Source organism: Nocardia sp. NPDC051321, from assembly GCF_044455225.1.
Classification (GTDB): Bacteria; Actinomycetota; Actinomycetes; order Mycobacteriales; family Mycobacteriaceae; genus Nocardia.
In genome coordinates, this window is the sequence record NZ_JBITEM010000014.1 from 248035 (window position 1) to 266650 (window position 18616).

Genomic DNA, 18616 nt, shown 5'->3' on the forward strand with positions numbered 1-18616 from the left:
CTAGATGGACTTTTGGGACGGGCTCCTCGAAACCCTCGGGTGGGTCGCCGGTAGCGATTGGCCCGAGGGCTCGGAAACCGGCATGCGCGACCTCGCCGGTGACTGGCGCAGTGCCGCCGGAGAGCTGCGCGGCATCATGGCCGACATCAACGCGGCGAAGTCTGCCGCGCTCAACGCATACCCGTCCGGTGCGGCGCGCGATGAGATCGCGGGCGCGTTCGACAAGATGCGCGATGGCACCGGTGCCAGCGGGGAGGAGGCGAACAACAACCTCAAGAAGCTCGCGGAGTTCTTCGACAAGATCGCCGAATCCGCGGATGGCGTCGGTACCGAAATCGAGTACGCCAAGTGGATGATGTGGTCCTCGCTGGGCCTGCTGGCGATCGAACTCGCTGCGGCGTGGCTGTTTCCGCCCACCGCACCCGCCGTGGAGCTGACCGCCATCGCCGCGACCCGGGTGACGATCCGGGTGATCGCCAGGCAAGGGCTCATGGCGGTCCTCAAGCACGTCCTCAAGTTGGCCATCACCAAGGGCGCCAAGTTCCTCCTCAAGCACGTCGCGCTCGACCTGGCGCTCGGCACCATCCAGGACTTGGGGATCCAGTGGATCCAAAAAGAACAGGGCCACCGCAAGAACATCGACTGGGATCAGGTCAAGATGACCGCGATCTCCTCGGGGGCAGGCGCACTCGGCGGCGCGGCGGCCGGCCACGGGCTCGGACACCTTTTGAAGAACGCCCCTTTGGGCCCCGGCATGAAGGGCGCGCTCACCGGCTTCGGTGCGGGCCTCGGCGGCTCGATCGCCGGGTTCGCACCGCAGTTCGTGATGGACGGGCTGAAAAACGGCTGGGGTAACGCGCTGGACAACTTCGACCCGCGAATGCTCACCGCGGGCATGTCGAACGGCGCGATGTCGGGCGGGAACAAGGGGCGAGCCAGCAAATTCCACTTCGACCGGGCAGGCATGCCGACCGGCGTCGGGCCGACGAACGGGCCTCGGATCGGTGGCCTCGCCCCCGAAGGCCTTGGCACGCACAGCAATGGCGGTCCGGACATGCATCCGGCAGGCAGCACCGGTGTCGACACGCCGCGGAACGGTGCGGTCGGCCAGGGTGAGCACGGCACGGGCGGCGACCGGACCGGCGGAGATAATGTCGGCGGTGGGTCGAACAACCGCACCAACAGTTCGGGTGACGGATCGTCTACCCGGACCGACGACACCTCGACGCGCAGCGGAGATACCTCCACCGGCGACTCGAACCGGACTTACAGCACCGACGCCGACCGGCCACAGGCTGGCGACTCGGACAGTGGCCGTGGCTCCGATGGCGGCCAGCAGCACGGTGGTTCGGAGAGTCGTGGTTCCGATGGTGGCCAGCAGAGTGGTGGTTCGGAGAACCGCGGCTCCGATGGTGGCCAGCAGCACGGCGGTGGTTCCGAGAGCCGTGGCTCCGACGGCGGACAGCAGCACAGCAGCGCACCCGAGAGCCACGGCAGTTCGCCGGAGCAGCACGCCGGAGCCGACGGTTCCGGCGCGGATCACAGTCGGGCGAGCATTGCCGACGGTGGCAGCACGCACGACAGCGGCACCGGTGCCGATCGGTCGGTCACACCGCAGAGCGGTACCGACCCGGGAAGCACTGCGGGAACGCATAATTCGGGCGATGCCGGGCGTGCCGGTGATGGTGCGGCGGCCCGGCCCGGTGCCGACGGCGCGACAGCTCGACCAGGCGGCGATGGCGCGGCACCCCGGCACAGCGGTGACGGTGCGGCGCCGCGGCAGTCCGGTGACGCGCCGCGGCAAGCAGGCGACGGTGCGTCAGCTCGGCCCGGTGGCGCGGAGGCGCCGCGCGGTGGTGAAAGCAGGCCGCAGTCGGGCACCGAACCGCGCGCAGCCGACTCGCGGGCCGGATCGCCGGACGCCAAGCCGAGCGTCGATCGGCCCCGAGGTGACTCGCGCGCTGGCGTATCGGAATCGAATCCTGCTCGGGCAGGCAAGGATTCGACTCCCGGCCTCCGCGCGGAGTCGAGCGGCTCCGAGGCGCCCAAGGCGCCGGACCGAGCGGCGGGCGCGGCGGACGAGCACGTGCAGGTGCATCCGGATGCGGACGAGAACGTTCGGCCGCACTCGGATGCGGACGAGAACGCTCGGCCGCACTCGGATGCGGACGGCCCAGATTCCAGGAAAAAGCCGGAAGCCGGTGCACCGCAACAGGATCGGCCGCGCACCGGTGCCGAGCCGCACATCAGGGACGAAGCCGGGCGCCCGCGCGCGAACGACTCTCGGCCGGTAGGCGACGCTCCGAACCGGGCAGGCGATGCGGATCCCGCGCATCGCAGCGACCACGGTGACGACTCCGAGAGTCGCTCGCATCATGACGACGTGGGGATCGTCCCGGTCGCGGATGCGGGCACGTCGGCCCATCCGCGGCAGTCGGGGGCGGACGGCGCGCCGCGCCAGCACGCTGCCGACGGCGAGGCCGCGACGCCGCGACAGGACGGCGACCCCGAAAGCAAGCGACCGATCGACCCCGACGATCCGAATCGCGGCAAGTGCGGCGAGCTCTCGCTGCGGGAACTCCGCGACCGATTCGGTGATTCAATTCGTCTGCCGGAGCGGACAATTGGTGCCGACGGCATGACCTCACGAGAACTCGTCGGCGCCGCGGGTGGGCAGCTGCGCGAGTTCGCGGGCGGCCACGAGGCGATCGAGCGGCGGCTGCTCAAGATGGGCGACGGTGCCACGGCGCTCGTCGTCGACACCTACAAGGGCCCGCGCGACGAGCACGGTGTCGGCGCGCACGCGTACCTGATGGTGAACGAGGGCGGCCAGATCAAGGTGCACGACCCCAGCATGGGGGCCGAGCACGGTTTCCCGCCACGGACACCGAAGGAACTGCACAGCGCGAGCGCGATCATGTTCAAACCGGACGGCACGCCGGTGGACAAGGTACCGAGCCGTGTTCGGGACGAATTGCTCACCAACCCGGGCGAGCACGCCGATTCGGACCGGATCGGCAACGTGCCGGACCCGCCGCCGCACCCGATCGGTGAGCCGGTGCCGCCGGGTTTGATACGCGATGCCGATGGCTATCTACGCCGGCCCGGCGATCTTCCTGACCAGTACCGTAGTGCCGACGACAAATTGCATAAATTCGGCGATCGGCCGGATACCTGGCGCGACAACGGTCATCCGTATTCGCTGCGCGATCGAAGTGGCTACACCACTGATCCCAACAGCAATGCCGGTGGGGATTATGCGCACCGGGCTCAACTCGGCACCCCTGAGCCGCACACGCCAACGGACTCGGACATCATCAGGAAGCTGGAAGAGGCTGCTGGTGAACGGCAAAAACAGGATGTAGATCGTAAAGCTGTCCGCAAGCTGCTCGGGCCGCTGATGGACGAGTTCGACATCAAGAACGACAAGGGTAAGCCTGATGTTCATCAGCTGAGTCAGGACAAGCTGAAAAAGCTGTACGCCGACAAGCGCAGCGAGGTCTTGGCTGAAAATCTGAGCGACGCCGAAATGGACGCCAAGCTGGATCGGCTGGCGGACCTGAAAACTCATGCTTCGGAATACAATCGCATCGGCAACGAGATGCACGACACCTCGAAATTGCTCGGCGAATTGGCTGCCGAGTCATTTGGCCTGAAGCCGGACGGCGCAATAAAGATCACCCCGTTCGAGGGGGCCTGGGATGGCAACCACTCGGTCGACTTCGCCGCATTTGTGCCCGGTCCGCCGCCCAAGCTGTTGGTGATCGAGGCCAAGGGCGTCGGCTCGACGCTAGGGGGCGCCGATACGCCATGGGGCTACTCCGAGCAGGGCTCTCCGGAGTATCTGCGCAATACCCTCGCCGTCGACCGAAACCTCAAGCAGCTGCTCAACGAGACCCCTGAACAGATGCTCGCGCGCGGTTTAGACCCGAACAGTGATCAGGGCAAGGCATTCCTGAAGACCAGGGAGGAGTTGCTGAAGGCACATCGCGACGGCACCCTCGAGGTCGAGTACTACAAGGCGCACGCCAATATCAAGGGCGAGGTGACGATCACCAAATTCGACCTCGAGCGCAACAATGTTCCGGTCCCGATGGACAATTTGGGCGGTTTCCAGTCCGAGCACCTCGCGTCCGACGACGCGTTCAATCATCCTGATGACCGCCGCGGTCGCTGTGGTGAATTGTCACTCGGAGAACTCCGTGCCATGTACGGCGACCAGGTCCAAATGCCGCAGCGCGTAATCGGTCCCGACGGGATGACCGCTGGCGAACTGGCGGCCGCGGCGGGTGGCAGGCTGGACACCACCACGCACGAGAACCTCCAGCGACAGCTGCTCACCCTCGGCGACGGATCGTCCGCACTGGTAGTCGATGCCTACGCGGGTTACCGGGACAATCACGGTGTCGGCGCACACGCGTATCTGCTGGTGAACCAGGGCGGCGATATCGTGGTCCGCGACCTCGGCGCCGGGGTGGCCGATCATGGTTATCCGCCGCGGGTGCCGCGTGAGCTCAGCAGCACTCGCGCCATCGTGTTCGATGCGCAGGGCCAGCCGGAGCACCGGCTCAATCCAGCGGAGCGGGCTCGCATGATCGCCGATGCGCAGGTGCCTGTCCCCGACCGGCGGATCGGTCAGCCCTTCGATGGGCGGCCACACGACGACAGCAACCTCCCGCACAACGAAGACGTCGACGGCCTGATCTCCCGGCCGAAACACGAGGATGCGGAGCTGCCGCCCCGCGTGCAGGTCGAGGAGGCCGAGTCGCTGCGCAGGCTCGCCGACCAATACCCCCAAGACGAAGCCTTGCGGGCGGAAGCCGATCGAGCGGCCGAGCGGGTGCGCGAACTCGCGGAAAAGGGACTGCTCCCAGAGGGCGACGGCTCGGGTATCCGGAAGCCGCCGAACACTGACGATCCGGTCACTCGGCCGATCGACCATCCCGAGTCCGAGGGCGCCCAGCGGCCACGGCAGGCCGACAGCGCTGCGCCGAACAAGACACCGGAAGCCTCGACGCATCCGGAAACTGAACACGCTCCGCGACAACGACCTTCGGACGGCGCGAGTCCGAACAAGACGCCGGAACCGCTGACGCGTCCGGAGTCCGAGCGTGCCCCGCACGAACAGCCAGCCGATAGCGCGGGCCCGAACAAGACGCCCGAATCGCCCACTGATCCGGGCGACGCCCGTTCGCGCGATATGCGTCCGGCGGATGCCTCTCGGTCGCAAGAAGATTCGGCACCGGAGCCGCGGCAACGTCCGGTCTCAGACGGGCCGACGAAAATGGCGCCTGACTCGCACCTGCCGCGCGAGCGAGAGTCCGCTTCGCATATGTTGCCGCCGCGCCGACCGTCGGAAGTGCCTCGTTCGCAAGGTGATTCGGGGTCCGAGCCGCGGCAACGCCCGGCGGCGGGCGAGCCGACAAGGCCGCCGTCCGACCATCCGCTGTCCCGCGAGCGCGAGTCCGCTTCGCACATGCTGCCGCCGCGTCGTCCGACGGCGGCGCCGGTACACGGCATGGATGGCGGTGCGCACCACGACGGCGGTCAGCCGGACCCGCACATCGTCGACAAGTGGACGCCACTCGACGCGGCGCAGGTCGGCGAGGAGCTGGCCAAGCAGACCGGGCTGAAGGTCTACGGGTTCGACATGCCCGGTTTCGATGCCGAGGTGGCGCGCGAGATCGCCAGGGGCGTCGTCGATATGCGGACCAAGTACCCACACGTTGTCCTCGGTAGCGTCGGCGTCGGCCCGTTCCCGAGCGGGCGCCTGGCGGAGATGGTTCCGGGCCGTCACCCGGAGACGGGGGTGCGGTACGCACAGTCGCTCAGGATCAATCAGGAACTCGTCGGAAGCTTGGACGTGTTCCGCGGCAAAGTCCAGGAGGGCGTTGACCTCGGACGGTTCGATCAGTCCACCACGACTCGCGCGGTTTACCAGATGCTGCTGCACGAATTCGGTCACGCGGTGGACTTCCACGGACAGCGAACCTCGCTTCGACCGTTGAACCCGAACGATCCGCACTCGCTGACCTATACCGACAAAGTCCTGCAGGACTACTACCGGCACAAGGCCGAGCAGGACCCATCCGTCCCCAATACCGCTGCGGGATACCGCAAGTGGCTGAGCCAGCTCAGCCGGTACAGCTTCGACAAAGATGGCGTCTTCAGCCCGGGGGAAGCCGTCGCCGATGCCTTCCGCGATGTAGAACTGCACGGCGACCGGGCCAGTGAGCCGGCCCGGGTCATGCACAAGATGCTGACCGACTTGGCGAAACTGGGACCCGACGTGCTGGCGCCACGGCTGCAGGGCCCCGAGGTTACGCCGCATCCAGCGGTGGACCAGCCGGCCAGGATGGCGGTCGACCCACCGCACGATCCCGACCCGTCCGGCAGTGACAACGGCGGCCGACACGAGAGCACCGCGGACTGGGCTGACCGCATGCGCGCCGAGACCGCCGAGTGGACGGCTCGGATGGCCGCCGAGCACGCGGCGGCCATGCGGCAGATCGCGGATACCGCACCCCTGGACTGGGCTACGCAGATGCGGGCCGACCACGCCGAATGGCGGGCCCGGATGTTGGCGCTGCGCGCCGAGTTCTCCCGCGATATCGCCGACGGCACCTTGCCTCGGCCCGCGGCGGAGGTGCCGTCGGAGGAGGCGGGCAAGCACCGGGTTCCCGAGGGCGAAGTCCCGGGTGACGCCCAAGTGCCGCCGCGCGAGGATTCGGCCGCGCAGCCAGCGCCCGATGGCGCCGGTGGCGGCAAGAAACCGCCGGAATCGCCACCGCGCGTTGGTGATCCGGGCGACCCCGGTGATCACGGCACGAACCACGGCGACCGGCAACCGGGTGACGACTCGCCGCCGCCCGCGCACGAGGAGAGCGCGCCACGCCCCGAGGACACACTCGATGCGCGCCATGCGGAGCTGGACGCTGAGCGCGATCGTGCCGTCGCCGACCGGGATGCGTTGCAGCAGCAGCGCGATGAGCTGGCCGGGCGGCTGCGAGTGTCGTCGGAAAACGACTGGGCGGCATTGCATCCCGACAATTTCCCGCGAACCTTGGAGGAGTTGCGCGGCCGCACCATGGAGGTGCGTGAGGAGATGCCGCGCGAGCATGCCCGCATCGATGAGCTAGAGCGGCTGGCCGACCGGGTCGCCGACGCGAACAACGACATCGCCAGGATCGATCGCGAGCTGGCAGCGCTGGACGCCGAACGTGAAGCCGCGTTACACGAGACCCCCGAGGGCGAGTACGCCCGCCTGCTCGAGGAGCGGCGTGAGCTGGACCATGAGCGTGAATTCGCCAGGGCGAAGCGCGATGAGCTGGCCGCGCACCTCGGGTTCCGGGAACTGACCGGCCCGGGCTTCGAGCGCCGCATGCTCGAGCTGTATGACGATGCGCGATCGCGGCAGACCAGGATCCCCGGCAACCTGGACTCCCCGGAACGGCTTGTCCGGGAACAGATCGCCGGCTCCGAGCGCGAATTGCATCTGCGTGAACTCCGCAAATTGAGTGATGCCATGCGGGAATGCGACCGTCTCGACGCGGCCGTCGCCGAGAAGGACGCCCGCCTCGCGCAACTGCGGGACGAGGGCGTCGTCGATGAGCGCCCGCCCGGCGATGATGTCGGCACCGCCCTCGATCGCTTGGTTGACGATTACGCCGAGTTGCTGCGCGATACCGAGGCACGGCAGACGGTGCTGGAGGATCTGGCCCGGCGGCTCGGGATTCCGGTATCGGAGCTCGGCCCGCATCCACGGGATCTGGAAAAGGCGCTGGATTGGCATCGGACGCGAACGATGCGGGTGGACAACGGCGAGATGGCCGATCGCCACCGGGTGCTCGATGAGCTGGAAGCCGCCGCGCGCGATGTGCTCGATCGCGAACACGCCATGGGCAAGCTGCGGGACGAGATGGCTCGGCTGAATGGTCTGTGGCGGGATCTCGTCAGTGCCGGAGACGAGGGCGGCTGGATGGTCACCGACCGCGTCGGCATCATCCCCGGTGAGCGTCCGCGCATCATCGTATTCGGCACGCGAGCAGAATTCGAGCCGTCGCGCACCGGCCACGACGACGCGCTAGCGCACGCGATACGCACGGAACTGGCTGTGGCACAGGCGATGATGCGGCAGCCGCAGATCGAATACCGCCGGGTGGTCGTCGAGCAGGACGGCACTTGGCGACAGGTGCAGATGGGCGGTCCGCCCATCGAGCGCACTGCCACCCGCTGGATCAACGGTGATCCCGGCCTGTTGCTGGTGCGCTGGCAAGACGCGGACGGTCAGTGGCACCACGTCGATCCGAGTGAGCCGAACCGGACCACCAACCGCGGTCCCAAAGCGCCTAAGGAATACGACCCGGGCAATCCTGACTGGTGGGGCGGTCTATCCGACTACATCAACGACCTGGCGACGCCCTTCGCCGATATCCCGCCCGGGCATATCGCGAAGAACATGCTCGAACTGAATCCGATGAACGTCGAGACCAGATATTTCGACAACGGCATGTCGCCGGACGACATCGTCAGCCTCCATCTCGGTGCCGATATCGCGTCCATTCAACGAAATATCCGCAACTTGTTCATGGCGATCGACCATCCCCTGGTGCGCGACTGGATCCATCGGCACCCGGCGATCGGCGACTGGGTACTGGCGCGTCCGTGGCTGAAGCGGTTCTTCCCGGTCGGCACCATGTGGTCGTCGTTCCAGTGGCACCGGCCGCCCGAGACCAACTTTCAGCCGATGTACCGCGCCTGGGAGCCGGCCGAGCATGCCAGAACCGAGATTCCGGAGTGGTTGCGGCCCGCGATCGATGCGGATGTCGCGAACTGGCGGCGGGTCCAGGAGTGGGCCGACGGCGAATACGACCGGTTCCGGGCCGACGATCAGCTCGCCGACCGCATGGTCGAAGGGCTGGCCGAGTACCGGCAAGAGCAGATGCGGGTCGGCGCACAGGATTTGGTCGATCGAATCCGCAAGGAACTGGTCGATTCGCGCCGCGGTGTCGACCCGGGCCAGCCTGGCATCGACCGGCAGAAGGCCATCAACCGGATCGCCGACGAGTCCTTCGACCACTTCGCTACCGATGATCGGGTCGCGATCCGGGCCACGATCGCCGATATACGGAAACAGTTGCTCGACATCAGGAACCAGCGCCCGATCGCTGACGCCGACATCACCCGGATCGTTGACGAGTTGACCCCTGGCATCCGTCCGCTGCCGCCGAAAATCGAAGAGCACAACTGGCCCGACCCCTTCCCAGATCGCCCGCAACCCGACAGTGCCCCGCCGAAGCACGAATTCCCGGCCTTCACCAGGGAACAGATTCAGCAGATCCTGAATCATCTGCTGGTCGACGAGCACCCGGCCGTCGATCACGCCGATCCCAACGGCAACCTGACGACGCGGCGGATGGATCAGCTCGCCGACGTGGCCGAGGCGATCAACCGGATCGTGGACGGCAATCCGTTGCCCGCGGATGTTGTCCTCATGCTCGACGCGCTCGCGGAATCCAACTTCTTGCGCACTCCCGCGCCGCGCGAGGGGCGCTGGACCTGGCATGACGCGAACGCGCACGCGGTGGCCGAGGGCTTCCACTGGGACGCGAACCGCCCGCCGCTGACCGGTGACCGCGCGAATATTCCGTACGCGCCGGAGCCGCTGCGCCCGCCGGAGCCGTTCCTGCCGCGCGATCGCTTCGAACTGCAATTGGGCAATGCCAGGGAGCATTGGAACGCGCGCTCGATGGCGCTACTGGAGGCCGTGCGACTGGCCGGGATCGATCCCGAGGCGTTGTTCGGCGCCGCCGATCCCGTCGACCGGCTGGCCAACCTGCGGACACAGCAGCCGGATGAAGCTGGTCGCCAGCGCATCGATGACGTGTCGCGTGCGTTGCGTGAATTCGACGAGGCAGGTGCCGAAGTCATCCGCCTCGAACAGCGGATCGAGCAGCACGATGTCAACCTCGACCGCGCCCGCGCGGCGATCCGCGGCGAGCAGCCGGAAGTGCCTGCGCTGGAAGCTGATTCGAATGCGCGACCGGAAGATCCCGCGCACTCCGCCGAAGCCGAGCGGCAGCGCGCGGAAGCCGAGCAGCAAAGGGTTGCCGAGGAACAAAGGGAAGCCGAGCGGCAGCGAAGTTACGCCGAAGCGGATGCGCGCCAACGGAGTAACGAGATCGATCGGCTGGAGCGGGCGAAGGCGGACGCGGTCCGGGCCAGGGACGAGGCTGCCGAACAGCTGCGGCAGGCGCGTGATCAGGCCGAGGCGGAGGAGGCGTTCGAGCGGCACAAGTACGCGGTGCGTGATGCGGCCGAGCGGGATCAGCAGCTTGCCGATCAGCTGCGGAAGAACACGATGCTCGAAGCGGGTGCGGAGCCGCTGGACGGGGTGCCGCAGATCGGCATCGTTCCTGGCGATCCGCCGCAAGCCATTGTCGTGGTGCGTGGGGAGTCGACCGATCCGACCACCCTGGTCGATCGAGCCGCGGCACAGCACCCGGAGCTGAACGATCTGGTCGGGCCGAACCGCGACAACGTCATCGTTTACCGCCTTGTCCCCGGGGAAGACGGGCGCACGCAGGTGCACCGGACCGACCCGCCGGACGCGCCACCGCTGGCGGCACCACGGCCCGAACCCGATGCGCCGAGCGATGGTGGCGGTGCGAAGAAGCCGCCGAGCGGTGCGGTGCCGGAGCCGAGCGAGGTGCAGAGCTCTACCACAGCGGATGATGCTGCGGCACAACAGAAGCTGGGCGAAGAACCGAGTTCGGCCGATAAGCCTGCGAGCAAGGTCAGCAAGCCTGCCGACGAGCCGAACAAGCTCGTCAACGAGCCGAGCGAGCCTGTCGGCGAAGCGAGTAAGCCTGTCGCAGAGCCGAACAAGCCAGTCACCGAAACGGAAAAGCCAGTCGCCGAGGCGAACAAGCCTGAATCAGTGACAGACAAGCCCGCGAGCGAAGCGAACGAGCCTGCGGGAGAGCCGGGTACGCCGAGCGAGGCGTCCAAGCCGGTGCACAATGCCGCGCCGGAACCCGCGCCCGTCCAGCAGTCCGTTGATCCCGGTGATCCGAGCAACGCGGGTGACCCGGGCGATCCGAACGGCGGCAACCATCCACCGGCCGCCGAGCAGTCCACGCAGTGGTCGGCGGCGGGCGAGCCGCGCCCCTACGCGCCGGATATCCGGAATCCGGCGGTCGACGGGCTTCTCGACCAGATAACCGCGGCAGCCGACAACGGTCAGACGCTGCTCGACCGAGCGCGCACGATGGCGCGCGCACTCGGCGTGGATCCGACGGGACTGAATGCCCGCGAGCTGGAGCAAGCGGCTCGAACCGTGTTGGCGGGCGCCGATTCCCGGGTCGCGGAACTCCGCGACCGCCAGCACATCCCGCCCGAAGAGATGGTGCGGTACTTCGACGATCTGCACGCGGCGGAGCGCCACTACTCCGAGGTCGTGCGGACCACCGGTGAGCTGTCCAAGACCCTCGGCCAGTACCACGAGTCGATACGGACCAGGAACACCCTGCGCGCCGAAGCGGCGGCCGCGATCTCGCGTGACATCCTCGCGGCGGAGGGTCGGCCGCTGCCCAATGCGAACGGTGTCGCCGTGCTCCCCGGCGATCGGCAGCGGCTACTCGTCGTCTCGCCGTCCGAGGCGCCGGACCACATCATCGGCGCCGACCTGCGTGCGCAGCTGGCCGGACAGGGTGTCGAGGTCACCTACCGGCAGGTGCGCGTCGATGAGCAGGGGCAGGTGTCCGTCGTCGATCTGGTGCCGCCGAGCGGCCCGGACCCCTCGGGGGGACCGATCCAGTCGTCGACCCCGCCCGCGCCCGGCGGCGGCACACCGGCATCGCATGGCGGCGGCGCACCGGCGCGCACTGGCGAGCCGAATGGCGTTGCCGGAGCGAACAAACCGCCGAGCGAGGGGCAACCATCGACCAGCGATTCGCGCTCCAGCGATGTGAAAGCCCAAGAGTCGTCGCATGATTCGGCACCGAAGCCCGCGTCCGGCGGCGATGACGGTGGGCAACAGCCGCCGTCTCCGCCGCAGGCGGGCGACCCCGGTGATGGTGGTTCCGGCAGCGGCGGTCACCGTCCCCCGGAGGGCGGACCCACCCAGGAGCCGCACGAATCAGGTTCGGACGCTGCGGCTCTCGCGCAGGCGGTGGCTCGGGTGGAGGCCGCGCCGACGTCCGGTGAGACCATCCACTTCGAGCGGATCAGCGAGGAGGCGACGCGGATCACCCTCGAGGACGGCACGCAGCTGATCCGTAAGACGCTCAGCAATGTTCAGCACGCCGACGCGGAAGTGCTTGCCGCACAGGTCGGTCACGCCGTCGGCGCCAATGTGCCGCACGTCGTGCGGGCCGGCGACCACGTGGTCTACATGCAGCTCATGCCTGGCGATTGGGCAGGCGGGCGGCATCCCGGCGCGTGGAGCCCACAGGAGACCGGGTTGACCAACACCCCGGACGGTGTCCGCCTCGGTCTGCTGGACACGCTGATCCGGATGCCGGACCGCGGCATGACGAACTGGCTGGTCACCGCGGACGGACTGATCAGCGGTATCGACCACAGTCTCGCGTTCGGCGGTGGGCAGCGCCCGAACGCCGAAACCAGTAGTGGTTTCGCCCATCACTTCCTCGAGCCCGGCCCCGACGGCGCGCTGCAGTGGCGTCAGCACGAGGTGAGCGCGGCCGAGCTGGCCGAGATCCGTCGCCGGATCGAGGTGCTGGCACCGGAATTCGCCGACCATCCCGAGTGGCATCAGTCCGTGCTCGACCGGTTGACGAAGCTCGAGCAGAATGTGCGCCCGGACGGTGACCCGCCCGCAACCCACCGCCCCGACGATCCAGGCAGCGCCGGGCCGCGACCGGGCGGTCCCGAACAGCTCGGCGGCTCCGAAAATGGCAGCGGCACAACTAGATCGGAAAATTCCGGAGATCCAGCGGGCACACCTCGAACCGAGGCCGGGCCGCATCCGGACGGCACCCCGCACCCCGATCCGGCCGCGGCGCACGAGGCGGACAACGCCGAACGCCGCGCCGAGACGGTCAAGGCGCGCGACCTCGCCGTGCAAGACCTCGAGCTCGCGACCCGCAGGCGCAACGAGCTGGCCGAGTTCCTCGGCGTCGACCCGGCCGACGATTGGGCCGCACTGCGGCCTGGTGACAACCTCGCCGACACCCTGCGCGAGTTGAATCACCGCCGTCCCGACGAGCCCGAGTTGCAGCCGCACGACCTGCTTCGGGTGAAGGAGCTGGAGCGGCTGTCCAATCGGGTGCCCGAGTCCACGGCGGCGATCGAGCGGCTGACCGCCGAACTGGCCAGGATGGATGGCGAGGACGGCCCGCAGGAAACCCGAGAGGCCGAATACGATCGCCTGCTTCAGGAACGCGGCGAGCTGGCGCGCGAGCGCGAAGCCGCGCGCGCGACAAGAGACGAGATCGCCGGGCGACTCGATGTAAAACACCTGACCGGCGACGCGTTCACCCAGCGGGTGCTCGAGCTGCACAACGAGGCTCGCAACAGGTCGGTGCGGGTGCCCGCCAACCTGGACAGCCCTTCCCGGGTGGTGCACGAACCGGTGTCCGGGCCCGAGCGCGAGCTGCGCGACCACGCCATTCGCAAACTGGTCCAGGCCGTCGAGGCGTTCAACCGGCTCGACGACGCGGTCAGCGGGATCGACACCAGACTCAATGACCTGCACGGCGAGAAGGTGAACCGGGACCGCCCGCTGTCCGCCGACGTCGTCGCCACCCTGGATCGGCTGGCCCGCGAGCAGGCGGCGATCTTCCAGGAGAGCAAGCGACGGCGCACGGTCATGGAGGACCTGGCGGAGCGACTGGATGTTCCGCTGTCCGATCTCGGCCCGGAACCGCATCGGCTGGACGCGACGATGCGGCGCCTGCGGCAGCTCGACGACGGCACCGATCCGCACCGGGCAGACATGCTCGAAGAGCTCGGCGATGCCGCGGCCGAGGTGAGCCGGGCCGACAAGGCGATGACCCGCAAGCAGGACCAGATGACGCTGCTCACCGAGCGGTGGCACGAGGTTGCCGAATGGCGCGACACCATGCGCGCCGAGGGCGGCCGGATGGCGACCGATCGGGTCGGCATCATCGTGGGCGAGCCGCCAAGGATCGTGGTTTTCGGTCAGCAGCCCGAGACGGCGCGCCACGGCGCCATGCACGATGCGGCGCTCGAACACGCCATCCGCACCAATGCCGGTGTCGCACAGGCGATGTTGCAGCATCCACGGATCGAATACCGGGAGACCGCGCCGGGTCGGGAGACGGTGGTGCACCCAGGGCCGTCGCTGGAGCGCACCGCGACCGGCTGGATCCAGGGCGACCCCGGCATGCTGGTGGTCCGCTGGCGTGACGGCGCCGGTGACTGGCATACGGTCAACCCGAGCAGACCCGACTGGTCGATCAATGTGGGCGAGGACGGCAGGTTGCGTCGTGGCGACGGCCTGGAGGCGTACGACCCGGGCAATCCCGATTGGTGGGCGGGCCTCGCCGACTACATCAACGACTTGGCAACACCGTTCGCCGACATCCCGCCGGGGCATATCGCGAAGAACATGCTGCCGATGAATCCGATGAGCGCACCGGTCGAGTACTTCCAGGATGGCGTCCCGGCCGACGACATCGTCACCATCCACGTCGGCGGCGATTTCTATGCCATCCAACGCGATATCCGTACCCTGCTCCAGGCGATCGATCACCCGATGGTGCGGGACTGGATCCATCGGCACCCGGCGATCGGCGACTGGGTCAAGGCCCGGCCGTGGTTGCAGCGGCTGCCACCGTTCGGGACGGTCTGGGACGGTTTCGATTGGCACAAGCCGCCGGAGACCAACATCCAGCCGATGTTCCGTAGTTGGGAGGCGAGCGATCACTCGCGCCTGGACGAACACGTCGAGATCCCCGAGTGGTTGCAGCAGGTCTTCGATCGCGAGACCGCCGATTGGCAGCGGGTCCAGGACTGGGCCGACGGCGAATACGACAGGTTCCGTGCCGACGACCGGCTGGCCGACAAGATCGCCGAGCAGCTGGCGCACTACGGCGAAGACCAGCAGGCCGACGCCGCGCGCAAGCTCGTCGACCTGGTACGCAAGGAACTGGTGGACGCTCATCGCGGCATCGACCCGACCAGGCCCGACGTCGCCGAGCAGCTGAATAGGGTCGACCAGCAGATCGATGACCTTGCCGGGCGCGCGCTCGGCATGTTCGACGGCAATGATCGAATCGCGGTGCGCGACACCATCGCCGACATTCGAAACCTGCTCATCGAGCAGCAGAACACCGGGCGCATCACCGAGGAGCAGCTCGATCGGATGGCGCGGGAACTGGCGCCGAACATGTGGCACGACGCCACCGCCGACGGAGCCCTGCCGCCGCCGCGCTTCACCAGGGAGCAAATCCAGCAGGTCTTCGATCACCTGATGACGGACGAGCATCTGGTCACCGACTACGCCGATCCCGCGGGCCGCGTGGTGCTGCGGCGGATGGATCAGCTGGCCGACGTCGCCGAGGCGCTCAACCGCCTGGCGGCGGGCGAGCCGCTGAAGCAGGACATCGTGCTGCTCTACGACGCGCTTGCTGAGTCGGAGTTTCTGCGCGATCCCGAGAACCGGGGCAAGACCTGGCACGACGCGAACACGCACGCGGTCGGTCTCGGCTTCCACTGGGACGCGGATCGGCCGCCGTTGACCGGCTGGCGGGCCGGCATTCCGTTCGCGGCCGCACCGCTGCCGGATTCGGCGCCGTTCCTGCCGCGCGACCGCTACCAGCTCGCATTGTCCGAGGCGCGAGCCACTTTGGACGCGCGAACCGATGCGCTGTTCGCGCTGGAACAGGGCCTCGGTATCGACCCCGCCTGGCTGTTCGGCTCCGACGAACCCATCGACACGCGATTGGCCGAACTGCGGACCCAGCAGCCGGACGCGGAAGGTCGGCAGCGAGTGGACGACTTCGCGCAGGCGTTCCGTGACTTCGAGGACGCCGCGGCGGACGTGCGGCGCCACGAAGAGAACGTCGAACGGCACGACGTCGAGCTCGAGCAAGCTCGTGCGCTGGCGCGCAGTGGGCAGCCGGAACTTCCGGCGGCCGAGACGCCGGAAAGTGGTCAGCACGAGGCGGATACGACGCGCAATGACCCGGACCCGCAAGTCGATGCTCGACAGGAGGTAGCCGAACTTCGGGAGCGTCTCGAATCGGAGTTGCTGCCTGCCCAGGATCGGCTCGATCGGGCCGAAGCGGCGCGTGCCGAGGCCGCCGCGAGCCTGTCCATGACCATCCAGCCGCACGAGCTGCGCTCGGTGCGTGAAATCGAAGCGCGCGCTGAAGAATTGCGGGCGCGGACATTGGACGTCACCGAGCAGCAGGCCCGGCTGGACAAGGTCGCCGAACTCGAGCGAGCGGCGAAGGACTACCTGGTCGCGGACGCCGAAGTGGGGCGCATCGAAGCGGAGCTGGCGCAGGCCGAGACCCGTGCCGAAGCTCTGACGCCGCTCGATCCGAACGCAGGCGTCCAGCCTCGATCGGACGAGGAGAACACGAACCAGCGAGAACCGCTTGGCGATTCGACCCCGGCCCGCCCCGCTCCGGAACGTGATGGCACCGATCTCGCTGAGCAGCCCACTGATTCAGATACGGCGGCAGATCGGGATCGCGACACCGGTGGCCCTGATCGCGAGCAGCCGGTCGATCCGGACTCGGCAGTGCATCGCGATCACGACGGTGACGGCTCCGATCCCGTTGAGTCGCCCGGTGATTCAGGCTCTGCGCGGGACCGGAATCGTGAGTCCGATGGGGACTCCGATCGTGACGATTCGGGGTCGGATCGGGGGACCACCGATGGTGGCTCGAATCGTGATCGCGGCACCGGCAACGGGGATGACGATGGTGGGGACGATCGGTTCCGCGGTGGCGAGCCGGATCCGGCGCTGCTTCGTTCGCGCATCCCGCATCCGCCGCACGACTACGAGTTCGAGTTCCCGCCGGAGGTAGGGCCCGCGCCTACCGTTCATGTACCCGCGCCGGAACTTCCGGAGCCGCCGCAACCCCCGCACCCGCCCGTGCCCCCGCATCCGCCGGTTCCCCCGCATCCGCCGCACCCGCCGAGTCCGCCACGGACTCCGGGCACTCCGACGCACCCACACACGCCGCGTCCGGTACCGACCACGCCGACGACAAGGCCGACGCCGCCCACGACACCTCCGACAGCGCCGCCGTCCACACCTCCCACAACACCTCCGACGACGCCGCCGTCCACACCGCCGACGACGCCGCCGACCACGCCCCCGACGACGCCGCCGTCCACACCGCCGACCACGCCCCCGACGACGCCGCCGTCCACACCTCCGACCACACCTCCGACGACGCCGCCAACCACACCCCCAACGACACCGCCTACGTCGCCGGATCCGACGCAGCCTCCCGGCCTGCCCACGCCACCGCCGAACCCATTCCAGGCACTTCCCCCATACCCGGGAGAGTTTGGGGCAGCACCGTTCCCAGGCCAGCCGTCGCTTCCGGGCCAACCCGGATACCCCGGCCAGAACGGGCACATCCCGAACCCATGGCAAGCCAACGGCTCGCAGGCCGGTGACCCACAACAGCCGCCGATGGCCCCGCCGATGATGCCGCCGATGGCGGGATCGGGCGCCGGTGCCGCGGGCCCGCGTGGTGGCGAACGCCGACGCTGGAACGGCGAGAACACCACGCCGAGTAGCGAAATAGTCATCCAGCCACTCGACGGGGGCCGCATGGCGACCTTCGATCCGGAGACCGGTTCGTTGCGCGCGGTCACCGCCGCGGCCACCAGCCCGGTCGGCGGCGTACTCGGCTACTTCGGTGACGTCCTCGCCGTCTTCTACCGCAAGGCGGGCCGCCTGACATTGCGCCTGGGCGTCAACGAGTTCGACCTCGATGCCCCTGCCGTCGATGTCGGCTGGCAGCACCTCGGCCCGCAGCAGGCCCGCTTCCAGGTGCGCGTCGGCGGCGAGCCCGTCGTCGATTTCCCCTACCCGCTTGGCGGCGCCGGGACCGACCTGGGTCTGATAATTCGCGACGTCCTGGCCGACCCGCGACAATGTGCCGGAGTGTTCCACTGAGACCGACAAGGAGGAATCATGTTCGTGGACTACCCAACCGAGGACGAACTGCGGCAAAACTTCGTTGACGCGCTCGCCGCGGTCCGCGGTGGGGACGGCGTCTCCTCGGACAACGGTCTCGACGTGCGCACCGTGCACGCGCTGTGGGAGATAGCCGACGCGTACCCGAACATCCCCGATAATCTGATCGTGGCCGCGGGAGCCGCCTTCGCGGGCCAGCTGGACGGCACCAACGCGGCCGCGCGACAGGCCGCGATCGACCGTGCGTTCGAGCAGAACGAGTGAGCGAGGCCAGGCATCGGCGACCCCGTGATCATCGGTAAAGCCGCTGGTCAACATGCATTCGGGGCAAGCGTGCCACCAAGATTCGGGTCTGTACATGCGAGGTCGACGCTAGTAACCATAGAATTGGCACGCTGTAGGAACTGGCTGCGATGCTGTCGTGCGCACATAACGTCAGCGGCGTCGCAGGTACGAGGAGGGCCA

The 18616-nt window shown here is 68.2% G+C and carries 2 protein-coding genes; both read left to right on the forward strand.

What is annotated here, in order from left to right; genetic code table 11:
• Window positions 1–4: 4 nt before the first annotated feature.
• Window positions 5–18130, forward strand: coding sequence for a hypothetical protein (locus tag ACIA8C_RS32215; RefSeq protein ID WP_397141204.1), 18126 nt, complete (start codon window positions 5–7; stop codon window positions 18128–18130).
• Between the two features lie 18 nt (window positions 18131–18148).
• Window positions 18149–18415, forward strand: coding sequence for a hypothetical protein (locus ACIA8C_RS32220; protein WP_397141206.1), 267 nt, complete (start codon window positions 18149–18151; stop codon window positions 18413–18415).
• Window positions 18416–18616 lie beyond the last annotated feature (201 nt).